At 61.0% G+C, this 21938-nt stretch carries 20 protein-coding genes and 1 pseudogene; 13 read left to right on the top strand and 8 right to left on the bottom strand.

All coding sequences use genetic code 11. From position 1 onward, the window contains the following. The first annotated feature begins 52 nt into the window (after nucleotides 1–52). On the top strand, nucleotides 53–589 hold the full coding sequence (locus K5K89_RS00500) for a DUF3299 domain-containing protein (protein WP_071490826.1): 537 nt from the start codon (nucleotides 53–55) through the stop codon (nucleotides 587–589). 62 nt (nucleotides 590–651) lie between these two features. Here K5K89_RS00500 and K5K89_RS00495 read toward each other — a convergent pair whose 3' ends face one another. Both K5K89_RS00495 and K5K89_RS00490 read right to left on the bottom strand, forming a co-directional pair. Beyond that, a complete protein-coding gene (locus K5K89_RS00495) occupies nucleotides 652–1551 on the bottom strand; it encodes a D-hexose-6-phosphate mutarotase (protein WP_071490825.1) in 900 nt (299 codons plus the stop codon). A gap of 58 nt (nucleotides 1552–1609) precedes the next feature. Continuing rightward, complete coding sequence (locus K5K89_RS00490; protein WP_003176975.1) at nucleotides 1610–2014, bottom strand: acyl-CoA thioesterase; 405 nt, start codon at nucleotides 2012–2014, stop codon at nucleotides 1610–1612. A 458-nt stretch (nucleotides 2015–2472) separates the two neighbouring features. Between K5K89_RS00490 and K5K89_RS00485 the strand changes: the two genes are divergently transcribed. The 8 genes from K5K89_RS00485 to K5K89_RS00450 all read left to right on the top strand — a co-directional run bounded on the left by K5K89_RS00485 (nucleotide 2473) and on the right by K5K89_RS00450 (nucleotide 12739). Beyond that, nucleotides 2473–3762, top strand: coding sequence for an MFS transporter (locus tag K5K89_RS00485; RefSeq protein ID WP_071490824.1), 1290 nt, complete (start codon nucleotides 2473–2475; stop codon nucleotides 3760–3762). 218 nt (nucleotides 3763–3980) lie between these two features. Then, nucleotides 3981–4967 (top strand): phosphate ABC transporter substrate-binding protein PstS, encoded by a 987-nt coding sequence (locus tag K5K89_RS00480; protein ID WP_049710887.1) that lies wholly within the window; start codon nucleotides 3981–3983, stop codon nucleotides 4965–4967. A gap of 384 nt (nucleotides 4968–5351) precedes the next feature. Further along, entirely contained in the window at nucleotides 5352–7385 is a 2034-nt protein-coding gene (locus tag K5K89_RS00475) for an ABC transporter permease subunit (protein ID WP_170856048.1), read from the top strand. A 15-nt stretch (nucleotides 7386–7400) separates the two neighbouring features. After that, nucleotides 7401–9071, top strand: a complete 1671-nt coding sequence (gene pstA, locus K5K89_RS00470; RefSeq protein WP_071490822.1) for a phosphate ABC transporter permease PstA — start codon at nucleotides 7401–7403, stop codon at nucleotides 9069–9071. 69 nt (nucleotides 9072–9140) lie between these two features. Continuing rightward, nucleotides 9141–9974 (top strand): phosphate ABC transporter ATP-binding protein PstB, encoded by an 834-nt coding sequence (pstB, locus tag K5K89_RS00465; RefSeq protein WP_058424289.1) that lies wholly within the window; start codon nucleotides 9141–9143, stop codon nucleotides 9972–9974. A 70-nt stretch (nucleotides 9975–10044) separates the two neighbouring features. Then, nucleotides 10045–10806 (top strand): phosphate signaling complex protein PhoU, encoded by a 762-nt coding sequence (gene phoU, locus K5K89_RS00460; RefSeq protein WP_058424288.1) that lies wholly within the window; start codon nucleotides 10045–10047, stop codon nucleotides 10804–10806. A gap of 168 nt (nucleotides 10807–10974) precedes the next feature. After that, nucleotides 10975–11886, top strand: coding sequence for a response regulator (locus K5K89_RS00455; RefSeq protein ID WP_071490821.1), 912 nt, complete (start codon nucleotides 10975–10977; stop codon nucleotides 11884–11886). 190 nt (nucleotides 11887–12076) lie between these two features. After that, nucleotides 12077–12739: a M23 family metallopeptidase gene (locus tag K5K89_RS00450; RefSeq protein ID WP_071490820.1), complete on the top strand. Its 663-nt coding sequence runs from the start codon at nucleotides 12077–12079 to the stop codon at nucleotides 12737–12739. Between the two features lie 3 nt (nucleotides 12740–12742). Here K5K89_RS00450 and K5K89_RS00445 read toward each other — a convergent pair whose 3' ends face one another. The 3 genes from K5K89_RS00445 to phoB form a co-directional block, all read right to left on the bottom strand. After that, nucleotides 12743–14083 carry a hemolysin family protein gene (locus K5K89_RS00445; RefSeq protein WP_010207573.1) on the bottom strand — a complete coding sequence of 447 codons (1341 nt, stop codon included), beginning with the start codon at nucleotides 14081–14083 and terminating at the stop codon, nucleotides 12743–12745. 269 nt (nucleotides 14084–14352) lie between these two features. Next, a complete protein-coding gene (phoR, locus tag K5K89_RS00440; protein WP_256572938.1) occupies nucleotides 14353–15639 on the bottom strand; it encodes a phosphate regulon sensor histidine kinase PhoR in 1287 nt (428 codons plus the stop codon). 81 nt (nucleotides 15640–15720) lie between these two features. Continuing rightward, complete coding sequence (gene phoB / locus K5K89_RS00435; protein WP_003176964.1) at nucleotides 15721–16410, bottom strand: phosphate regulon transcriptional regulator PhoB; 690 nt, start codon at nucleotides 16408–16410, stop codon at nucleotides 15721–15723. 155 nt (nucleotides 16411–16565) lie between these two features. On the opposite strand from phoB, the gene K5K89_RS00430 reads away from it, so the two are divergent. Then, nucleotides 16566–16943, top strand: coding sequence for a hypothetical protein (locus K5K89_RS00430; protein WP_222540667.1), 378 nt, complete (start codon nucleotides 16566–16568; stop codon nucleotides 16941–16943). 128 nt (nucleotides 16944–17071) lie between these two features. Here K5K89_RS00430 and ubiA read toward each other — a convergent pair whose 3' ends face one another. Both ubiA and K5K89_RS00420 read right to left on the bottom strand, forming a co-directional pair. Further along, nucleotides 17072–17962, bottom strand: coding sequence for a 4-hydroxybenzoate octaprenyltransferase (gene ubiA / locus K5K89_RS00425; RefSeq protein ID WP_222540666.1), 891 nt, complete (start codon nucleotides 17960–17962; stop codon nucleotides 17072–17074). Then, nucleotides 17962–18525 (bottom strand): chorismate--pyruvate lyase family protein, encoded by a 564-nt coding sequence (locus K5K89_RS00420; RefSeq protein WP_222540665.1) that lies wholly within the window; start codon nucleotides 18523–18525, stop codon nucleotides 17962–17964. Before K5K89_RS00420 ends, ubiA begins: the two co-directional genes overlap by 1 nt. Nucleotides 18526–18720: 195 nt before the next feature. Here K5K89_RS00420 and K5K89_RS00415 point away from each other — a divergent pair, with 195 nt between their 5' ends. From K5K89_RS00415 to K5K89_RS00405, 3 genes are all read left to right on the top strand, one after another. Next, nucleotides 18721–18888: a rubredoxin gene (locus tag K5K89_RS00415; RefSeq protein ID WP_015886569.1), complete on the top strand. Its 168-nt coding sequence runs from the start codon at nucleotides 18721–18723 to the stop codon at nucleotides 18886–18888. A 37-nt stretch (nucleotides 18889–18925) separates the two neighbouring features. Next, a complete protein-coding gene (locus K5K89_RS00410; RefSeq protein ID WP_222540664.1) occupies nucleotides 18926–20074 on the top strand; it encodes an NAD(P)/FAD-dependent oxidoreductase in 1149 nt (382 codons plus the stop codon). A gap of 191 nt (nucleotides 20075–20265) precedes the next feature. Next, nucleotides 20266–20541 carry an HU family DNA-binding protein gene (locus K5K89_RS00405; RefSeq protein ID WP_003176958.1) on the top strand — a complete coding sequence of 92 codons (276 nt, stop codon included), beginning with the start codon at nucleotides 20266–20268 and terminating at the stop codon, nucleotides 20539–20541. 681 nt (nucleotides 20542–21222) lie between these two features. Here the strand turns inward: K5K89_RS00405 and K5K89_RS00395 are convergent. Further along, nucleotides 21223–21854, bottom strand: a pseudogene (locus K5K89_RS00395) (RHS repeat-associated core domain-containing protein); the annotation flags it as partial. Nucleotides 21855–21938 lie beyond the last annotated feature (84 nt).

Genomic DNA, 21938 nt, shown 5'->3' with positions numbered 1-21938 from the left:
CGCAGGCGCGGAGGGCTAGAATGCTCGCCACCTGTACTTGCCGAGCCTCTCCATGCGCCGTCTTTTGTTGATACTCCTCCTGCTGGGCCCTGGCCTGGCGCACGCCGGCGAACTGCCGGAAACCGACTGGCTCGATCTGATGCCGCTGTCGGATCAAAAAGCCCTCGAAGCCATGCCCGAGATCGACCACAACTCGCCCGAGGCCCAAGGCACGTTCACCGACAAGGGTGGCCTGAAGCAGAGCAAAGGCTTGCCGGCGGTGATGTATTCAACCAAGACCGTGGCGGCCATGAATGGCAAGAACATCCGCATCGGCGGTTATCCGGTGCCGTTGGAGACCGACGCCAAGGGCCGCAGCACGCTGTTCTTCCTGGTGCCTTACCCTGGGGCGTGCATCCACGTGCCGCCTCCGCCGCCGAACCAGCTGGTGTTGGTGCGTTATCCAAAAGGACTGAAGCTGGATGATATCTATACGCCGCTGTGGGTCACGGGCACGTTGAAGGTGGAGAAGGTCAATAACGATCTGGCGGATGCCGCTTATGCGCTGGACGCCGGAAAAGTACGCGTGGTCAAGGAATCCGATCTTTAAAGGGCTGCGCATAACCAATGTGGGAGGGCCGCAAGCCCCCTTCCACATTTTGATTGTCGTTCTTACAGGGCGACAGCGCTGATGCTCACGCCCAAGGTGTGGCTTTCACCGGGTGCCAGACTCACCACATCATCCAGCACATTGGCTGTCTCGATGCACAACATGCCCGTCCAGCCATCGTCAGCCATGTCATCAAACGCCTTGGCACGTTCGGTCCAGGGGTTCCAGATCACCGTTGACGTCGAGCCCTCGGCAGTGAGCTGGATACGGCGCTGCCAATCTTTATCGACAATACTCAGCTGTGCAGGCGTATCGAGGTAGATACGGTCAGTCTCGCCGGTGAAATGCAGCAACCCGGCTTGCTGCTTCGTTGCCCAGTTGTCAGCGGTATCGATATACGCCGCTCCGTCCAGTCCCTCGACGTGCACCTTGCGCACGTCGCTCACCGCAAAATAGGTGTGCAGTGCCTGGCTGAGGGTCACGGTATCGTTGCCACGGTTATGGCTGGTCAGGTGGATGTGCAACTGATCGTCCAGCAACAGGCTCAGTTTAAGATCGACCTCGTGGGGCCAGCCAGGAAAGCCGCCTGTTGGGACTGGCAGTACCAAGTCCACCCGCAGTGCCTCACCTTCAAGCGCGCTCGCGGCCAATTCCCACAGCGCCGTGCGCACGAAACCATGGGCGCCGGCCGGCTGATCGCTTTGGCGCATCGCCTTGACGCTCTGCGGGTTACGGTCGAACACGCCAAACCACGGCCAACATACCGGCACGCCGGTGCGGATGCCTTTGCCCTGCTTGAACACCGCTTCGGGGTTCGGCCAGATCAGCGGCTGCTCGCCGTCGCGCTGGTAACTGAAGATATGTGCGCCCTGTCGGGCCACCATCAGTTCGGCGCCGTTGTGGCGGATGCGCCAGCAGTCCAACTCGTCGATTTTCACGGATTCAACGTGGGGTGTCGGCATAACAAAGCACTCTTCATGGCAGGCAATGGGGCAATTGACCGTCAAAACCCGGTGAGGTTTAACGTGCGCGCGACGGCACCGAACGCGTGCGACCACTGCCATCGATGGCGACGAACACGAACACCGCCTCGGTCACCTTGCGCCATTCGCTGGACAATGGGTCGTCGCTCCACACTTCGACCATCATCTGGATCGAGCTGCGACCGATTTCCAGGGCCTGGGTATAGAAGGAAAGCTGCGCGCCCACGGCGACCGGCACCAGGAACGCCATGCGATCAATGGCCACGGTGGCTACACGCCCGCCCGCGACCTTGCTTGCCATCGCGGTGCCGGCCAGGTCCATCTGTGCGACCAGCCAGCCGCCGAAAATGTCGCCAAAACCGTTGGTTTCACGCGGCAGGGCGGTGATTTGCAGGGCGAGATCGCCTTGCGGGATAGGATCTTCTTGTTCGAGTTCGATCATGCCAAGGGTGCCTCTGACCCGTAACGCTTCATGGGTATTTCAAGTGGATAGCCGTCTTATGGAAAAACGTTTCAGCACCAACATACTCCGCGTGATGCGTTTCTCGTAAGGCGTACTAAAGGGAAGCTCTGCCAAATCGGCTGGACGGCTTCCAACGACGGTTTGGCACAGCAGCCCCTCAAGACTGGGGGTCTTGCGCTTGCAAGGGCCGAGTATATCGACACGTTGTCGCCACGACGACCTCTGGGCGTTCATTTGGTCGGCAATTCGCGGCTGTATTGCGGCTTTTTCCGGCAACTGTGCTTCTGTGCGCAGATAACGCTCAGGAAAGCGGAATAATTCGCGCGGTTGAACGGTTATTCGCTCACCGCTGTGCTTTTGCGAGCGATTTGCTATCTTGCCATGCCTGCCGCAAGTCCCGGGCTTGCCGTCCCGACTACTATAAGAGAAGCCTTGCCATGTCCTCCGTGCCCGCAAGCAGTGCGCAACCTTCGCGCCCGCTGACCCGCAACGACTACAAAACCCTGTCGCTGTCTGCCTTGGGCGGGGCGTTGGAGTTTTACGACTTCATCATTTTCGTGTTTTTCGCCACCGTGGTCGGAAAACTCTTCTTCCCGGTCGACATGCCCGAATGGCTGCGCATGATGCAGACCTTCGGCATCTTTGCCGCCGGTTACCTCGCGCGCCCCTTGGGCGGCATCATCATGGCGCACTTCGGCGACCTGCTGGGCCGCAAGAAGATGTTCACCCTGAGCATCTTCATGATGGCCGTGCCCACCCTGATCATGGGCCTGCTGCCAACTTACGCGCAGATCGGCCTGTGGGCGCCGATCCTGTTGCTGCTCATGCGCATCATCCAGGGCGCGGCCATTGGCGGCGAAGTACCCGGCGCCTGGGTGTTCGTCTCCGAACACGTACCGCCACGGCATATCGGTTACGCCTGCGGCACCCTGACCAGCGGCCTGACCGCCGGGATCCTGCTGGGATCGCTGGTGGCCACCGCCATCAATACTATTTACAGCCCGGAGCAAGTCTCGGATTACGCCTGGCGTATCCCGTTCCTGCTGGGCGGTGTGTTCGGCCTGTTGTCGGTGTACCTGCGCCGCTGGCTGCATGAAACGCCGATCTTCGCCGAGATGCAGCAGCGCAAGGCACTGGCCGCCGAGTTGCCGTTGCGCGCGGTGCTGCGCGACCACCGTGGCGCCATCGTCTTGTCGATGTTGCTGACCTGGTTGCTGTCGGCCGGCGTGGTGGTGGTGATCCTGATGACCCCGACCGTGCTGCAGACCCTCTATCACTTCAGCCCGACCGTGGCATTACAGGCCAACAGCCTGGCCATCGTCACCCTGAGCCTGGGCTGCATCGCCTCCGGCGCCCTGGCTGATCGCTTCGGTGCCGGCCGGGTACTGGTGATCGGTTGTGCGCTGTTGCTGGCCACATCCTGGACGCTCTATCACAGCCTCTTCAACCATCCTGACTGGCTGTTCCCGCTGTACACCCTGACCGGTCTGTTCGTGGGCACCATCGGCGTGGTGCCCTACGTGATGGTCAAGGCCTTCCCGCCCGTGGTGCGTTTCAGCGGCCTGTCGTTCTCTTACAACGTGGCCTACGCCGTGTTCGGCGGGCTGACGCCGCTGGCGGTATCGCTGCTGATGAAGGAAAGCCCGCTGGGTCCGGCCTACTACGTTGCCGCCCTGTGTGTGATGGGGATGGTAGTGGGTGGGTATTTGTGGAAGCGTTCGCGCTAAGCCATGGATGACGATCGTTCCCGGCCCTGGGAACGATCACGTTTCAACGTATTTCCAAGCCTTAATCTCTCCCTCCCGGGCCTCGTGCCTGCGCGCTTTTCGTGGCGTCGTTGAATAGTGGCCTTTCATCTAATTGTCACATTCCAGACATAGAGTGTTCACACGGCCTCCCGATACTTGGCCCCGATCCAATTATCCCTATCTGCTAGGAGCAAGGCATGAAACTGAAACGTTTGATGGCGGCAATGACTTTTGTCGCTGCTGGCGTTGCGACCGCCAACGCGGTGGCCGCTGGTGTTGATCCGGCAATCCCGGCGTACGTGAAGACCACTGGTGTGTCGGGCAACCTGTCCAGCGTTGGTTCCGATACCCTGGCTAACCTGATGACCCTGTGGGCCGAGGGTTACAAAAAGGAATACCCGAACGTCAACATCCAGATTCAAGCTGCCGGCTCGGCCACCGCGCCACCAGCGCTGACCGAAGGCACCTCCAACCTGGGCCCGATGAGCCGCAAGATGAAGGACACTGAACTGGCGGCCTTCGAGCAGAAGTACGGTTACAAGCCAACCGCTATTCCGGTTGCGGTGGATGCCCTGGCCGTGTTCGTGCACAAGGACAACCCGATCCAGCACCTGACCATGGAACAAGTCGACGCGATCTTCTCCTCGACTCGCCTGTGCGGTGGCAAAGCCGACGTGAAAACCTGGGGTGACCTGGGCGTGACCGGCGACCTGGCCAACAAGCCGGTGCAACTGTTCGGTCGTAACTCGGTGTCCGGCACCTACGGCTACTTCAAGGAAGAAGCCCTGTGCAAAGGCGACTACAAGCCAAACGTGAACGAACAACCAGGCTCGGCTTCGGTCGTGCAGTCGATCAGCTCTTCGCTGAACGGCATCGGTTACTCGGGCATCGGCTACAAGACTGCCAGCGTGAAGACCGTGGCCCTGGCCAAGAAAGGCAGCACTGAGTTCATCGAAGACAGCGAAGAAAACGCCCTGAACGGCAAATACCCGCTGTCGCGTTTCCTCTACGTGTATGTCAACAAAGCGCCGAACAAGCCTCTGGCCCCGCTGGAAGCCGAGTTCGTGAAACTGGTGCTGTCCAAACAAGGCCAGGAAGTTGTCGTGAAAGACGGCTACATCCCACTGCCAGCCAAAGTCGCCGCCAAGGCCCTGGCTGACCTGGGTCTGAAAGAAGGCAACTGATTGCCTCTGCGGGGCCGGCGTACCGGCCCCGCATCCGAATTTTCTAGTCCGCTGCCAGCCTTGCTTCGCGGCGGATTTGTTGCGTCACTGCACTGTCATCTTTCTGTCATACAGGATCGCTAGGGTGTGCGCATGAATGATCTGGCCAATTCCACCATGACGACGACTTCTCCCCCCAAGCGCATTGACTTCAATACGCCTGAGCTGCAACGCAAGCGCCGCATTCGCGCGCTCAAGGATCGCCTGACCCGTTGGTACGTGCTGGTCGGCGGCCTCGCCGTCCTCGGCGCCATCACCCTGATTTTCTTCTTTCTGGCCTACGTCGTCGCGCCACTGTTTCAAGGCGCCTCATTGACCAAGGAAGACGCACTGACCCCGGCCTGGATCCAGGACGCGGGCAAGCCGCTGATGATCTCCCTCGAAGAACAGAACCAGGTCGCCATGCGGGTTTCCGACAAGGGCCAGGCGCTGTTCTTCAATGTCGAGACCGGTGCCGAGCTCACGCGTGTCGACCTGCCCCTGCCCGCCGGCACCAGCGTTGCTTCTATCGGTGAAGACCAGCCCGGCAGCCCGCTGGTGATCCTCGGTCTATCCAATGGCCAGTCCCTGGTATTCCGCCACACCTATAAGGTGTCCTACCCGGACGGCAAGAAAACCATCACGCCGGCGATCGAATACCCCTACGGTGAAACGCCGATCGTGCTGGATGACGCCGGCCGCCCGCTGGAACACGTGGCCCTCAACGCCACGGATTCGTCCCTGGTGGTGGCAGGCTCCGCAGGTTCGCACTTGAATGTGCTGTCCCTGAGCCGCGAAGAAAACATGATGACCGGCGAAGTCACCAGCGAGCAGAAGCGCATCGAGCTGCCACAGATGACCGAGCCGGTGAAGGCAATCTTCATCGACCCGCGCCAGCAATGGCTGTATGTGATCAACGGCCGTGCCTTGGCCGATGTGTTCAGCCTGCGCGACAAGAGCCTCAATGGTCGCTACAAACTGCTGGAAGACGGGACTGCCGAAGTCACCGCGAGCACGCAGCTGGTGGGCGGTATCTCGTTGATCATCGGTAACTCCAAGGGCGGCCTGGCCCAGTGGTTCATGGCCCGCGACCCGGATGGCGAACAGCGGTTCAAGCAGATCCGTACCTTCCAGATGGGCACCACGCCTATCGTGGAAATTTCCGCCGAAGAGCGCCGCAAGGGCTTCACCGCCCTCGACGCGTCCGGCCAGTTCGGCGTATTCCACAGCACCGCCCACCGCACCCTGCTGGTGGACCCGGTGGTCGACGGCCAAGGCGTGTACGGCATGTCGCCACGGGCCAACCGCGTGATCGTGGAGGCGGGCGGCAAGCTGCAGCCGCTGATGCTCGACAACCCGCACCCGGAAGTGTCCTGGAGTGCGCTGTGGAGCAAGGTCTGGTACGAAAACTACGACGAGCCTAAATACGTCTGGCAGTCGACCGCCGCCAACACCGACTTCGAACCCAAGATGAGCCTGGCCCCGTTGACCTTCGGCACCTTGAAGGCCGCGTTCTACGCCATGTTGCTGGCCGCGCCACTGGCCGTTGCCGCCGCGATCTACACCGCCTACTTCATGGCCCCGAGCCTGCGCCGCAAGGTCAAGCCGGTGATCGAGTTGATGGAAGCCATGCCGACGGTGATCCTCGGCTTCTTCGCCGGCCTTTTCCTGGCGCCGTATGTGGAAGGGCATCTACCGGGCATTTTCAGCCTGTTGATGCTGTTGCCGATCGGCATCCTGGTGGCCGGCTTCATCTTCAGCCGCCTGCCTGAATCCCTGCGCCTGCGCGTACCGGATGGCTGGGAAAGCGCGATCCTGATCCCGGTGATCCTGTTCGTGGGCTGGCTCTCGCTGTACATGAGCCCGTACCTGGAAACCTGGTTCTTCGGCGGCGACATGCGCATGTGGATCTCCCACGACCTGGGCATCACCTACGACCAGCGCAACGCCCTGGTGGTCGGCCTGGCCATGGGTTTCGCGGTGATCCCGAACATCTACTCCATCGCCGAAGACGCCGTGTTCAGCGTACCGCGCGGCCTGACCCTGGGTTCCCTGGCCCTGGGCGCCACGCCGTGGCAGACCATGACCCGTGTGGTCATCCTCACCGCCAGCCCGGGCATTTTCTCGGCACTGATGATCGGCATGGGCCGTGCGGTAGGCGAGACCATGATCGTGTTGATGGCCACCGGTAACACCCCGGTGATGGAGATGAACCTGTTCGAAGGCCTGCGAACGCTTGCGGCCAACGTCGCCGTGGAAATGCCCGAGTCGGAAGTGGGCGGCAGTCACTACCGCGTGCTGTTCCTCTCGGCGCTGGTGCTGCTGCTGTTCACCTTCATCATGAACACCCTCGCCGAGCTGATCCGTCAGCGTCTGCGCAAGAAATACTCGTCGCTTTAAGAAAGGTAGAAGTCTGTGAAACAGAACTCCCTGAATGGATGGTTCAAGAGCGGCGCCCCCGGCGTCTGGATCAGCGGTGGCGCGGTGTCCATCGCGGTCATCATGACCATTGGTCTGCTGGCCGTGATTGCCGTGCGTGGCCTGGGCCATTTCTGGCCGGCCGACCTGATCCAGGCCAACTACAACGTGCCGGGCCAGGAAAACCATATCGTCATCGGCGAAGTGGTGCAGAAGGAAGAAGTGCCCCGCGAACGCCTGAAAAGCGCCGGCCTGCCGGTGCCGGACCAGGGCCCTGAGTTCATGACCCGCGAGCTGATCAAGGTCGGCAACCGTGACCTGAACGGCAACGACTTCACCTGGATCGTCGGCGAGTGGCTCAAGGACCAGACCACGCCGGCGAACCTCATGACCATCGAGCGGCGTGAGTGGGGCAACTTCTACGGCACCCTGGTCAACGTCAAGCAGGATGGCAAGGTCATTGCCGAAGGCGAGGCCGCCTGGCCGGAGCTGCAGGCCCGGGTAGACCGCGTCAACAAGCTGGCTGCCCAGCTCAAGACCCTGGAAAAATCCGACATCGGCGCGATCAACGCCGGCCTGGAACGTATCCGCCTGCATGGCCGCAAACTGGAATTGGAAGGCAAGCTCGACGCCGCCGCACAGGCCGACATGGACGCCGACCGCGCCGAGCTGAATGCCCGTTACCAAGACATCGAAGCCCGCCTGGCCGACCTGCACGCCCAGTTCAACCGCGACGCGCTGACCGCTCGCGACGGCAACGGCAAGGAAGTGGAAATCGGCATCGGCAAAGTGGTGCACGCCTACCAGCCGAACGCCATGGGTACGATCACCAAGATCGGCTTCTACTTCAGCAAGGTCTGGGAATTCCTCAGCGATGACCCACGGGAAGCCAACACCGAAGGCGGGATCTTCCCGGCCATCTTCGGCACCGTGATGATGACCCTGATCATGGCGATGATCGTGACCCCGTTCGGCGTGCTGGCGGCGGTGTACCTGCGTGAATACGCCAAGCAGAACACCCTGACGCGGGTTATCCGTATCGCCGTGAACAACCTGGCCGGCGTACCGGCCATCGTCTACGGCGTGTTCGGCCTGGGCTTCTTCGTGTATGTATTGGGTGGCTCGGTTGACCGGCTGTTCTTCGCCGAAGCCCTGCCGGCGCCGACGTTCGGCACGCCGGGCCTGTTGTGGGCCTCGCTGACCCTGGCGCTGCTGGCGGTGCCGGTGGTGATCGTGGCCACGGAAGAAGGCCTGGCGCGAATTCCTCGCACTGTGCGTGAAGGCTCCCTGGCACTGGGTGCGACCAAGGCGGAAACGCTGTGGAAGATCGTGCTGCCGATGGCCAGCCCGGCAATGATGACCGGCATGATCCTCGCCGTGGCCCGCGCCGCCGGTGAGGTGGCGCCGCTGATGCTGGTGGGCGTGGTGAAACTGGCGCCGTCGTTGCCGCTGGACGGCAACTACCCGTACCTGCATCTGGACCAGAAGATCATGCACCTGGGCTTCCACATCTATGACGTCGGCTTCCAGAGCCCCAACGTCGAAGCCGCCCGGCCGCTGGTGTACGCCACCGCGTTGCTGCTGGTGCTGGTGATCGCCACGCTCAACTTGTCGGCAGTGTGGATCCGTAACCACCTGCGCGAAAAATACAAAGCGTTGGACAGCTAAAGCTTTTCAATGTGGGAGGGGTCAAGCCCCCTCCCACACACAATGAATTGGTAGCACAGGGAGCATCCCATGCAACAAGACACCCACACCCACGGCATCAACATGTCTGCCCTGGGTCGCGACAAGCAGAGCCTGAGCCTGGCCCAGGAAACCGTGGCCATCGAAGTGCCGGGCCTGAGCCTGTACTACGGTGAAAAACAGGCGCTGTTCGACGTCAGCATGAACATTCCCAAGCAGCGCGTGACCGCCTTCATCGGCCCGTCGGGCTGCGGCAAGTCCACGCTGCTGCGTAGCTTCAACCGCATGAACGACCTGGTGGACGGTTGCCGTGTGGACGGTGCCATCAACCTCTACGGCACCAACATTTACCGCAAGGGCGAAGATGTGGCCGAGCTGCGTCGCCGCGTGGGCATGGTGTTCCAGAAGCCCAACCCGTTCCCCAAGACCATCTACGAAAACGTGGTCTACGGCCTGCGTATCCAGGGCATCAACAAGAAGCGCATCCTCGACGAAGCGGTCGAGTGGGCCTTGAAAGGCGCGGCGCTGTGGGACGAAGTGAAGGACCGCCTGCACGATTCGGCCCTCGGTCTGTCCGGTGGCCAGCAGCAGCGTCTGGTGATCGCTCGCACTATCGCCGTGGAGCCGGAAGTGTTGCTGCTCGACGAACCCTGCTCGGCTCTCGACCCGATCTCGACGCTGAAAGTCGAAGAACTGATCTACGAGCTCAAGTCCAAGTTCACCATCGTTATCGTGACCCACAACATGCAACAGGCGGCGCGGGTTTCCGACTACACCGCGTTCATGTACATGGGCAAGCTGGTGGAATTCGGCGACACCGATACCCTGTTCACCAATCCGGCGAAGAAGCAGACCGAAGACTACATCACCGGTCGCTACGGCTAGGAAGCTGTGGTTCTGATTGCACTGACGCTGCGGTTATCCGCACCTTACCGGACGCTCCAAGGACGCCAACATGATTAGCAAAGAAGGCCTTACCCACCACATCTCCGCGCAGTTCAACGCCGAGCTCGAGGAAGTGCGCAGCCACCTCCTGGCGATGGGCGGGCTGGTGGAGAAGCAAGTCAACGATGCGGTCACCGCGCTGATCGAGGCCGACTCGGGCCTGGCCCAGCAAGTGCGTGAGATCGATGACCAGATCAACCAGATGGAACGCAATATCGACGAAGAATGCCTGCGCATTCTCGCCCGTCGCCAGCCGGCGGCGTCCGACCTGCGGTTGATCATCAGCATCTCCAAATCGGTGATCGACCTGGAGCGCATTGGCGACGAAGCCACCAAGATCGCCCGACGCGCCATCCAGTTGTGCGAAGAAGGCGAAGCGCCGCGCGGTTACGTGGAAGTGCGCCACATCGGCGACCAGGTGCGCAACATGGTGCGCGATGCGCTCGACGCCTTTGCCCGCTTCGACGCCGAACTGGCACTGTCGGTGGCCCAGTACGACAAGGTCATCGACCGTGAGTACAAGACTGCGCTGCGTGAGCTGGCCACCTACATGATGGAAGACCCGCGCTCTATCTCGCGGGTCTTGAGCATTATCTGGGTGCTGCGCTCCCTGGAGCGGATTGGCGACCATGCGCGCAATATCTCCGAACTGGTGATTTACCTGGTGCGCGGCACCGACGTGCGGCACATGGGCCTCAAGCGCATGAAGGCCGAAGTTGAAGGTTCAGTCGATCAAATCCCTAATGTTCCGGGCGTACCTGACGATAAGTAAGGTTGCCCGAGAAATTAACGCCCGGCCTTTGGTCGGGCGTTTTTGTTTGCGGGTCCGAATTTTTCAGCGAGGGGGCACGAGAAAGTCCCAACGTGACTGCAGAGTTTTTGGCAAAATGCCATCAGTCAGGCGTCTTGCGTGCCGAAGTTTTTATAGGATGAAGGGTCGATGAGTAAAGTCAGTGTGTTGGTGGTGGATGACGCCTCGTTTATCCGCGACCTGGTGAAGAAGTGCCTGCGCAACTACTTCCCCGGGATCAAGCTTGAAGATGCGGTGAACGGCAAAAAGGCCCAGGCCATCCTGATGCGCGAGACCTTCGACCTGGTGCTGTGCGACTGGGAAATGCCAGAGATGTCCGGCCTTGAGCTGTTGACCTGGTGCCGCGAGCAGCCTCACCTCAAAGCCATGCCGTTCGTGATGGTCACCAGCCGTGGCGACAAGGAGAACGTAGTCCAGGCTATCCAGGCCGGGGTTTCCGGCTACGTCAGCAAACCGTTTACCAACGAGCAGTTGCTGAACAAGGTCAAGCAGGCCCTGCACAAGATCGGTCGCCTCGACGCCCTGGTCGCCAGCGCGCCGACCAAGATGAACTCGGCTTTCGGCAACGATTCCTTGAGCGCCCTGACCGGCGGCAAACCCGAAGTGGCGCGTGCGGCTCCTGTTGCGGCTGCCGCTCCTGCGCCTAACAAAGGGTTGCTCAACAGCCCACCGGTGCAGGCGCCGATAGCGGCTGCGCCGGCTGGCGGTCGTGGCCAGGGCCAATTGCGCCTGTCCAGTGGCACCCAGCAATGCGTGATCAAGGCGCTGAGCATCAAGGAAGCGCTGCTGGTGGTGCGTCGCGGTGAAGTCCTGCCCCAGGTACTGGAAAGCGCCGTGCTCGACCTGGAGCAAGGCGAAAACGCCGAAGTGGCCCGCCTCAATGGCTACCTGCACGCCATCGTCGCCTTTGAACCGAAGCCGGACAGCGATTGGCTGCAACTGACCTTCCGGTTTATCGACCAGGACGCGCAGAAGCTCGACTACATCTCCCGCCTGATTGCGCGCGGTACGGCACAGAAGCATTTTGTGCCGGGTGCGTGATCCTGAGGGACACCGTACAACTGTGGGAGGGGGCTTGCCCCCGATGACGGCGGTTCAGCTAAGCAGTCGGTGGCTGACATCCCGCAATCGGGGGCAAGCCCCCTCCCTCATTGGGATCTCCACTGTGGCGTATAGAGTTGTCATGATCCCTTGCTAACCTGCCGTTCAGTCATCCCGGCAGGTTTACGCCATGCTTATGCGCTTCTTGCTGTGCTGCGGGTTGGCGACGGTCGCTATGTCGGCCCAGGCCATGACCCTCTACAAATCCGTCGATGCCAATGGCCTGGTGTTTATCAGCGACCGGTATACGCCGGGCGCCCTGGCGTTCGTGATCCAGGAGCGCAAGGTTGAGCGACCGATGCTTGTCGTGCCCAAGCCCAATCGTGCACAACAAGCCTATCGCTACCCCTTGCCCTGGCGTGGCGGTCCTTTCCGCATGACCCAGGGACCCAACGGCAGCTTCAGCCACACCGATGCCAAAAGTCGTTATGCGATGGACATCGCCATGCCCGAAGGCACGCCGATCATTGCGGCGCGTAGTGGCATGGTGGTGAAGACCGAAAACGCGCAGGCCGGACGCGGCAGTGATGCGTCGGGGAATTTCGTGAGGGTGCGCCACGACGACGGCACCGAGGGCGTGTACCTGCACCTCAAGCAAGGTTCGGTCAGCGTCCGGGTCGGGCAGCATGTGGCGGTGGGGAGCCCGCTGGCGTTGTCGGGCAATACCGGCAACAGCAGCGGGCCGCATCTGCATTTTGTGGTGCAGCGCGCCACCGAGGCGGGGCTGGTCTCGATCCCATATGAGTTCAACCAGCCGGTCGGTGCATTGCCCAATTTTGCATTGGGCAATTGACGGTCAATCCAGCAACAGCACCTTGGCGAGTACGATCTTCGGCCCTTTCATCTTCTTGATGATGATGCGCAAGCCTTCAACCTCCAGCACTTCTTCCTCCTCGGGCACCCGTTTGAGGGTGTCATAGATCAGGCCGGCCAGGGTTTCGGCTTCGATGTGGTCCAGGTCCACGCCCAGCAGGCGCTCCACCTTGAACAGCGGCGTGTCGCCACGCACCAGCAGCTTGCCTGGCTGATAGGCCAGGATGCCGCGCTCGGCCTTGCGGTGTTCGTCCTGGATATCGCCCACCAGCACTTCCAGCACGTCTTCCATGGTGAGGTAGCCGATGATCTTGCCGTCGGCTTCTTCCACCAGGGCGAAGTGCGCGCCGCCTTTGCGGAACTGTTCCAGCAGCTGCGACAACGGCATGTGCCGCGATACACGCTCCAGCGGGCGGGTCAGCTCGGCCAGGTTGAACGACTCGGGGATGTGGTCCAGGGCCGCCAGTTCCAGCAGCAGGTCCTTGATGTGCAACAGGCCCACGAATTCGTTGCGTACCGCGTCATATACCGGGTAACGGCTGAACTTGTGGCGACGGAACAGCGCAAGGATTTCCTTGAGCGGCGCGTTGAAGTCCAGGGTTACCAGGTCTTCCCGGGAGTTGGCCCAGTCCACCACTTCCAGCTCGCCCATTTCCACGGCGGAGGCCAGTACGCGCATGCCCTGGTCGCTCGGATCCTGGCCACGGCTGGAGTGCAGGATCAGCTTGAGTTCTTCGCGGCTGTAATGGTGTTCATGGTGCGGGCCAGGCTCGCCCTGGCCGGCAATGCGCAGGATGGCGTTGGCGCTGGCGTTGAGCAGGTAGATCGCCGGGTACATGGCCCAGTAGAACAGGTACAGCGGCACCGCCGTCCACAGCGACAGCAACTCGGGCTTGCGAATCGCCCAAGACTTGGGCGCCAGCTCGCCGACCACGATGTGCAGGTAGGAGATCACGAAGAACGCCGCAAAGAACGACACGCCCTTGATCACTTCCGGCGACTCGACGCCCACGGCGCCCAGCAGCGGCTCGAGGATGTGCGCGAAGGCCGGCTCACCGACCCAGCCCAGGCCCAGGGAGGCGAGGGTGATGCCCAGCTGGCACGCCGACAGGTAGGCGTCGAGCTGGCTGTGTACGGTGCGCAGGATCTGCCCGCGCCAGCCGTTCTTGTGGGCGATGGCCTCGACCCGGGTGGCGCGCAGTTTGACCATGGCAAATTCCGCCGCAACGAAGAAACCGTTGAGCAGTACCAGGATCAGAGCAAAAAGAATCATGCCGAAGTCGGCGAAGAGTGTCGCGAGGGTGATACCAGGGGAAGGGTCCATGATGGGGTTTTGCAGGTTCCGTATGTTCAGTAAGGGGTGGCAGGCGGGCCTGAAAGGCAGGCGCAAGTCGGCCAATGTAGCGGCTGACGGGGCGCTTGCCTAGTGCCCACTGCCGGGCGGGGCTTGGAATGCACTCTCTAAAACAACACCGGTCCACTGTGGGAGGGGGCTTGCCCCCGATGGCAGTATGTCAGGCAGCACATTCATATCTGACCCGCCGCCATCGGGGGCAAGCCCCCTCCCACATGTAGGCCCGTGGTGTATTTGGATTACTCGTCGTTGCTGAGGGCTCGCGAGCGCGCCACCTGAGCCGGCGGAAAATGGCAGGTAAACGTGCTGCCGTGCCCCAGCACGCTGCTGATTTCCAGGCGTGCGCGGTGGCGCAGCAGCACGTGCTTGACGATCGCCAGGCCGAGCCCGGTGCCGCCAGTGTTGGAGTTGCGGCTGGAGTCGACACGGTAGAAACGCTCGGTCAGGCGCGGCAGGTGCTTGGCGTCGATGCCGATGCCGGAGTCCTGCACGCTCAAATGCGCGCCTTGTTCGTCGGCCCACCAGCGGATGCGGATATTGCCTTTGTCCTGGGTGTACTTCACGGCGTTGAACACCAGGTTGGAAAACGCGCTGCGCAACTCGCCTTCGCTGCCCTTGAGCAGCACGGCCGGGTCGGCTTCCAGGCTGATCTGCTGCCCGCGTTGGCCGGAGAGGGCCTGGGCGTCGTTCTTGATGGTCTGCAACAGGCTTTGCACGGCCACCGGCTGGTTGTCCGACGGATAATCGGTGGCTTCCAGCTTGGCCAGCAACAGCAGGTCGTTGAGCAGGGTCTGCATGCGCGAGCCTTGCTGCTGCATTTGCTGCAGGGCCCGGCTCCAGCGTGGGTTGATCTCGTCGACGTTGTCCAGCAGCGTCTCCAGGTAGCCGCAGATCACCGTCAGCGGTGTACGCAACTCGTGGGAGACGTTGGCGACGAAGTCCTTGCGCATCTGCTCCAGCTGGTGGATGCGGGTGACATCGCGCACCAGCATCAGGTGTTCATTGTTGCCGTAGCGCGTCAGGTACAGCTGGATGCGTACGCGGTCATTGGTGGGCGAGGGGATTTCCAGGGCTTCTTCGTAGTTCTCCTGTTCGAAGTACTCCTTGAAGCGCGGGTGGCGCACCAGATTGGTCACTGGCTGGCCGCTGTCCTGGGGTGTCTTGAGGCCCAGCAGGGTCTCGGCGGCACGGTTCCACCATTCCAGGTTGCCGTCGCTGTCGAGCATGATCACCGCGTCCTTGAGCGCGGCGGTGGACTCCTGCACCCGGTCGATCACCGCTTGCAGGCGGCCGCGCACACGCTGGTCGCGACGTTGCAGGTGGTAGATGCTGTCGAACACCTCGCCCCACAGGCCGTAGCCATCGGGTGGTGCTTCATCGGGTTTATGCTGGCGTAGCCATTCGTGCAGGCGCAGCAGTTGCTTGAGGGTCCAGCCCAGGTACAGCGCGATGCCGACTGCCAGACTCCAGCCGTAATAGCCGCTGACCAGCCCAACCAGCAGGCAGCCGGTGATCAGCAAAAGCATGTGGCGGATCAGGGTGCCATGCCAGTTTTGGTTCACTTGAACATGCGTCCTTGTCAGCTGTTAAGTCAGGATCCGATTGGCTCAGCCCTTGGTAGAGAAGCGGTAACCAGTGCCGCGCACGGTTTGTACCAGATTCTCGTAGGCATCGCCCAAGGCTTTGCGCAGGCGACGGATATGCACGTCCACGGTGCGTTCTTCCACGTACACGTTGCCGCCCCACACTTGGTCCAGCAGTTGGCCACGGGTGTAGGCGCGCTCCTGGTGGGTCATGAAGAATTGCAGCAGGCGGTATTCGGTGGGGCCCATCTCGGCCGGTTTGCCGTCGATGGTCACGCGGTGGCTGATCGGGTCCAGCAGCAGGCCGCCGACTTCGATAGGCGCTTCGCCATCGGTAGGCCCGGCGCGGCGCAGTACGGCCTTCAGGCGCGCTACCAACTCCCGTGGGGAAAAAGGCTTGGTGATGTAGTCATCGGCACCGACTTCCAGGCCCTGGATCTTGTTGTCCTCTTCGCCCTTGGCGGTGAGCATGATGATCGGGATGTCCCCGGTCAGCTCGTCGCGCTTGAGGCGGCGGGCCAGTTCGATGCCGGAGGTGCCGGGCAGCATCCAGTCCAGCAGGATCAGGTCCGGCTTGCGGTCGACGATAATGGCATGGGCCTGCTGGGAGTTCTCCGCCTCCAGGCAGTCATAGCCGGCCATTTCCAACGCAACGGCGATCATCTCGCGGATGGGCGCTTCGTCGTCAACAATCAGAATGCTCCTGCCAACCATGCTCGAAAATCCTCTTGTCATTTAACTGTCTTGCGCCGCATTAGATAACGGAATTATTGCAGTCGTGTGACAGTAATTTAGTCGCTCGGGCAATTCCCGCCTCTCTGGACTACGCTTTGAGTCCGAATCCTGACAACCACAAAAGGAAGGTTCCGATGACTTACAGCACGATTTCCTGGAAAGCCCTGCTGGTGACGGCTGCGTTGACGCTGCCGGGCCTGGCGTTTGCGGCGGAGCCGGCGATGACCAAAGACGGAATGCTGGTGGACCACAAGGGCATGACGCTCTACACCTTCGACAAGGACGCTGACGGCAAGTCCGTGTGCAAGGACCAGTGCGCGACCAATTGGCCGCCGTTGAAGGCAGAGTCCACTGACAAGTCGATGGGCAAATGGACCGTTATCACCCGCGATGACCAGACCAGCCAGTGGGCCTATGACGGTAAGCCCGTCTACACCTACAAGGATGACCACAAGGCCGGTGACAAGACCGGTGATGGCAAAGGCGGGGTGTGGCACGTGATCAAGCCTTGATGACGCGGTGCCGCTGAAATCACCGGGGGCAAGTCGAATCGTCGTACCACCCCTCCCACAGGGGAACACATTCCAAATGTGGGAGGGGGCTTGCCCCCGATGAGGTCGGGACAACCGCCACAAAAACCTCAGCGAAACGAATAGTCCGCCACAATCCCGACAAATATCGCCAACCCCGCCCAGTGGTTGTGCAGGAACGCCTTGAAGCACTTCATGCGGTCCTTGTCCCGGGTGTACCAGAACTCCCAGGCAAAACAGCCCGCCGCGCCCAGCAGACCCAGGTGGAACCAGCCACCCAACTCGAATCGCGCCCCCGCCAGCAACAGGCACACCAACGACAGCCCTTGCAGCGTAAGGATGATCACGCGATCCGCATCGCCAAATAGAATGGCGGTGGATTTCACGCCGATCTTCAAGTCGTCATCCCGGTCGGTCATCGCGTAATACGTGTCGTAACCCACTGTCCACAGCAGGTTGGCGATATACAGCAGCCAGGCCGTAGCGGGAAGGTGACCCGTTTCGGCAGTGAACGCCATCGGCATGCCCCAGGAAAACGCCGCCCCCAGCACCACCTGCGGGTAATAGGTGTAGCGCTTCATGAACGGGTAGCTCGCCGCCAGGGCCAGGCCACCGAGGGACAGCAGGATGGTGGTGGCGTTGGTCAGCAGCACCAGCAGGAAACTGATGCCCATCAGCACGGCAAAAAACACCAGCGCCTCTTTGGAGCTGATCTTGCCGCTCACCAGCGGCCGTTGCTCGGTGCGCTTCACATGGCCGTCGACCTTGCGGTCGGCCCAGTCGTTGATCACACAGCCACCGGCGCGGGTCAGCACCACGCCGAGCACGAAGATCACGATATTGATTAAAGAAGGCGAGCCTTTGCCGGCGATCCACAGCGCCCATAGGGTCGGCCACAACAGCAGGTAGATGCCGATGGGCTTGTCCATACGGGTCAGTTGAATGAAATCCCAGGCCCTGGGGTTCAGGTGGTTCAGGGACTTGAGCAGACGTTGGTACATCAGCAATTCTCCGGATGGGCGTGCAGCGCGTGCCAGAAACTGGGCAAGAAGACTTCCGCGACCAGCACGCTCAGCGGCCCGCGATCAAAGCGTGAGCGGCGTGCCCACAGCCCGTCGACCTGATCGGCCGCTGGCAACCAGTGCCGAGGGTAATGGCACACTTCGATGGCCTGGCGGGTGAAGGCCTGGTCACAGAACAGCAGTTCGCCCAGGGACCGGCTGCCCAACTCATCCATATGCAGGCCGTCGCCCTGCAGAGCGCCGCGTGCGGCCACACTGCGTGCGAACACCCACGGCTGACCATGCCCACGCAGATACACCTCGCGCACCCAACCGATACTGGCCGGCGCCAGCGCCAGGGCGGCACATTCGTCATCGCGTAGCGGTTGCCAGCCTTCGAACAGTGGCGTGACGCTGAAACCGTCGTTGGACAGCCACGTCAACCGCCGCGTCAGCGAGTCTTCGTTGAACAGCCAATTGAGGGTCAAGGACGTGGGTACAGGGGCCAGGTGGCTCTGGGTCAACCATTGGCAAGCATCGGGAGGGTCGATTGAGTGCGGCACGGTGAGTCAGTATCGGCAGCAAAAGAGGCGGCGAGCTTACCATGGCGTCCAACGTTTTTGCCGGAGGCAACCGGCTGTTTGCGTCGATCATGCTTGCATCTGCCGGCCACCATCAGTACAAAACGCCCTGAGCCGTACGGCAATGCGGGTCTATCGACCGTCGGCCAAGAAGCCTGGACTCCTGAGGAACAAGTAATGAAGAAGTGGCAATGTGTCGTCTGTGGCCTGATCTACGACGAAAAGGACGGCTGGCCGGATGACGGAATTCTGCCTGGCACCCGTTGGGAAGACGTCCCGGAAGACTGGCTGTGCCCGGACTGCGGCGTGGGCAAAATGGATTTCGAAATGATCGAAATCGGCTGATTCTCGATTTTCAGAAAAGTATTACAAGGAGAAAGGAATGAACGCACCTGTCGTGATCATCGGCACCGGATTGGCCGGTTACAACCTGGCCCGTGAGTTTCGCAAGCTCGACAGCGAAACCCCATTGCTGCTGATCACTGCGGATGACGGGCGCTCCTACTCCAAGCCCATGCTCTCCACCGGGTTTGGCAAGAACAAGCAAGCCGATGGCCTGAGCATGGCTGAACCGGGCGCCATGGCCGAGCAACTCAAGGCCGAAGTGCGCACTCACACCCGCGTCAGCGGCATTGACCCCGGTCACAAGCGCCTGTGGATCGGCGAGGAGGCGGTGGCCTACCGCGACCTGATCCTGGCCTGGGGCGCAGAAACCGTCCGTGTGCCGATTGAAGGCGATGCGGCTGACCTGATTTTCCCGATCAACGACCTCGAAGACTACGCACGCTTTCGTGCCGCCGCTGCCGGCAAGCGCCGTGTGCTGCTGCTCGGCGCCGGCCTGATCGGCTGCGAGTTCGCCAATGACCTGATCCTGGGCGGTTATGAAATCGACCTGGTGGCACCGTGCGAGCAAGTCATGCCGACCCTGTTGCACCCGGCCGCCGCCGCCGCAGTACAGGCCGGCCTCGAAGGCCTCGGCGCGCGTTTCCACCTGGGCCCGGTGCTCAATCGCCTGCAGCGCACCGCTGATGGTCTGGAAGCTCACCTGTCGGACGGTGAAGTGATCGCCTGTGACCTGGTGGTCTCGGCCATTGGCCTGCGCCCACGCGTCGACCTGGCCGCCGCCGCCGGCCTGCAGACCAATCGCGGGATCATGGTGGACCGCCATCTCAAAACCTCCCACGCCAATATCTACGCCATGGGCGACTGCGCCGAGGTCGACGGCCTGAACCTGCTGTACGTGATGCCGCTGATGAGCTGCGCCCGTGCGTTGGCCCAGACCCTGGCCGGCAACGCCACTACCGTCAGCTACGGCCCGATGCCGGTGACCGTGAAAACCCCGGTCTGCCCGCTGGTGGTTTCGCCACCGCCTCGGGGCACCGAAGGCGTCTGGAGTGTCGAAGGCGAGGGCGCCGACATCAAGGCCCTGTGCCGTGACGCCAGCGGTCGCCTGCTGGGTTACGCACTGACTGGCAGCGCCGTGATGGAAAAACTCGCCCTCAACAAAGAACTTCCGCCGTTGCTGGCGTAAATACCGGTCGTTCTGTCGGAATAAGCACGTTTTTCCCTCCAGAAAGGTCGCCGCTAGACTGGCGGAGCGTGCGAGGGCATGCCATCCTCACTCCCGTCTGCCGCAGAGTAGAGCCTGCGGCGCTTTGGGCGCTGCTCCAGAAGAGAGCAGCACGGACATAACAACAAAAAACCGTCAAAGAGGCTTCACTTATGCGTAAACCAGAACTCGCAGCCGCCATCGCTGAAAAAGCCGATCTCACTAAAGAACAGGCCAACCGCGTCCTCAACGCCGTTCTCGAAGAAATCACCGGCGCCCTGCACCGCAAGGACAGCGTCACCCTGGTTGGCTTCGGCACCTTCCTGCAACGCCACCGTGGCGCTCGCACTGGCAAAAACCCTCAAACCGGTGAGCCGGTGAAAATCAAGGCGAGCAACACGGTTGCGTTCAAGCCGGGTAAATCGCTGAAAGACACAGTCAACGCGTAATGGCGTTGCCGTCTCGAAGGGGGCGGGGTGGTAGGAGAAATGGGCACGTCGACAGGGTCGAGTGCCCATTTTTTGTAGGGTGTCGGAAGCGTTGAATTCCAAGACGCTTAAACCGATCCGCCGCCCCATTCATACGCCGTGTAGGCAGGATTAGTGAGCGGCTCTTTTTTTTGCATCCAGGTAAAAATTCAGATATTTCTTGGGTCTTTCCTGAAAGGCGCGGGCTTTACCGAACCCATAAGCTTCATCAAAGTATTTATAAGCCTCGGCTTCTTTTCCCAGTTCAAGAAAAACCATTCCCAGGTTAATCAGCGGGCCGGTATCAATATCGGACTCTCGACCATCAAATGTCTTCTGCGCCCAAGGCTCAGCGGCTTCGAAGTCGCCTTCATCCAGGTAAAAGTTGAAGAGCGAACCGGTCACCCACGACGACAAGGGTGACCATTTGAGTTTTGGCTCTGGAAGCAAATCCCAAGCTTGTTGGTACAGGGCCTTGGCCTCTGCTTTTTTGTTTTGTTCATCTAGGTCATTGCCTGAACCCATGATGGCCATGATCTGGTCTGCCAGTGTTGGATTCTCGTCTGCAAGGTCTTTCATAAAATAATCCTTACTCATATTTAGGCTTTTCTGCCGGACCGATAAAATCGCCAGGATCTTTATACCGGTCTTTTTTCCAGGCGTTCTGCCTACAGAGTTCAGGCGGCACGACATCCCCAGTGGGTCGATCCAGACATAAGGGTTGGGAGCATAGGCGTAAAAGTTCGAGCCGCCGTGTAACCCAATCGGATCCGGCGTCGTAAACCGCCCCACATCCGGATCATAAAACCTGAACGTATTGAAATGCAGCCCCGTCTCCCGATCCAGGTACTGCCCCTGGAACCGCAGGTTCTGCTCCTCGATGTAATAAGGCTCGCGCACCTCTTCCAGTGTGTTGCCCCACACCCGATAAGTCGCCTGCCAGATGCTGTGCCCATCGGCCTCGGTCAGTTGTTCGGGCAGCCCGTTCAGGTCGTTGTGGTAGTCGCGAATCTTCTGTAGCGGGCCAAGGCCGTCGACGCGGGCCAGCGGTTCATAACCGTCGTCGTAAACATACAGGCTGGTCTGGCTGTGTTTATGCTCCTGCAACAACCGCAGTCCATCCCACACAAACTGCGTTTCTCCCAGCGGATACCCGTCACGGCCATGCTCGGTTTTTTTGTTGCGTCGGCCCAGCGGCCAAACTCACCATAGCGATAACGCTTGTCCTGATAGGTCAACAACAGGTTATGCATGAAACACCCGGCGGGCCGTCCAGCCAAGTTGGCGGCGGCGTCTTATTCGGCGAATATTAATCAGCAGGCTTGGGTGATGGCACTGAAGTTGGTTATACCGTTATCAAAAAATAGGTAGGCCTGTAC

The sequence above is a fragment of the Pseudomonas sp. DR208 genome (genome assembly GCF_019823005.1).
In the GTDB taxonomy this organism is placed as follows: domain Bacteria; phylum Pseudomonadota; class Gammaproteobacteria; order Pseudomonadales; family Pseudomonadaceae; genus Aquipseudomonas; species Aquipseudomonas extremorientalis.
Note: the sequence above shows the minus strand (reverse complement) of the source record. Positions and strands in the feature narration are given on the sequence as shown.

Bases quoted from the DNA above. Each gene is read 5' to 3' on its own strand.
- K5K89_RS00500 (WP_071490826.1), top strand. From the start codon at position 53: ATGCGCCGTCTTTTGTTGATACTCCTCCTGCTGGGCCCTGGCCTGGCG.
- K5K89_RS00495 (WP_071490825.1), bottom strand. From the start codon at position 1,551: ATGCCGACACCCCACGTTGAATCCGTGAAAATCGACGAGTTGGACTGC.
- K5K89_RS00490 (WP_003176975.1), bottom strand. From the start codon at position 2,014: ATGATCGAACTCGAACAAGAAGATCCTATCCCGCAAGGCGATCTCGCC.
- K5K89_RS00485 (WP_071490824.1), top strand. From the start codon at position 2,473: ATGTCCTCCGTGCCCGCAAGCAGTGCGCAACCTTCGCGCCCGCTGACC.
- K5K89_RS00480 (WP_049710887.1), top strand. From the start codon at position 3,981: ATGAAACTGAAACGTTTGATGGCGGCAATGACTTTTGTCGCTGCTGGC.
- pstB (WP_058424289.1), top strand. From the start codon at position 9,141: ATGCAACAAGACACCCACACCCACGGCATCAACATGTCTGCCCTGGGT.
- phoU (WP_058424288.1), top strand. From the start codon at position 10,045: ATGATTAGCAAAGAAGGCCTTACCCACCACATCTCCGCGCAGTTCAAC.
- K5K89_RS00455 (WP_071490821.1), top strand. From the start codon at position 10,975: ATGAGTAAAGTCAGTGTGTTGGTGGTGGATGACGCCTCGTTTATCCGC.
- K5K89_RS00450 (WP_071490820.1), top strand. From the start codon at position 12,077: ATGCTTATGCGCTTCTTGCTGTGCTGCGGGTTGGCGACGGTCGCTATG.
- K5K89_RS00445 (WP_010207573.1), bottom strand. From the start codon at position 14,083: ATGGACCCTTCCCCTGGTATCACCCTCGCGACACTCTTCGCCGACTTC.
- phoR (WP_256572938.1), bottom strand. From the start codon at position 15,639: ATGCTTTTGCTGATCACCGGCTGCCTGCTGGTTGGGCTGGTCAGCGGC.
- phoB (WP_003176964.1), bottom strand. From the start codon at position 16,410: ATGGTTGGCAGGAGCATTCTGATTGTTGACGACGAAGCGCCCATCCGC.
- K5K89_RS00430 (WP_222540667.1), top strand. From the start codon at position 16,566: ATGACTTACAGCACGATTTCCTGGAAAGCCCTGCTGGTGACGGCTGCG.
- ubiA (WP_222540666.1), bottom strand. From the start codon at position 17,962: ATGTACCAACGTCTGCTCAAGTCCCTGAACCACCTGAACCCCAGGGCC.
- K5K89_RS00415 (WP_015886569.1), top strand. From the start codon at position 18,721: ATGAAGAAGTGGCAATGTGTCGTCTGTGGCCTGATCTACGACGAAAAG.
- K5K89_RS00410 (WP_222540664.1), top strand. From the start codon at position 18,926: ATGAACGCACCTGTCGTGATCATCGGCACCGGATTGGCCGGTTACAAC.
- K5K89_RS00405 (WP_003176958.1), top strand. From the start codon at position 20,266: ATGCGTAAACCAGAACTCGCAGCCGCCATCGCTGAAAAAGCCGATCTC.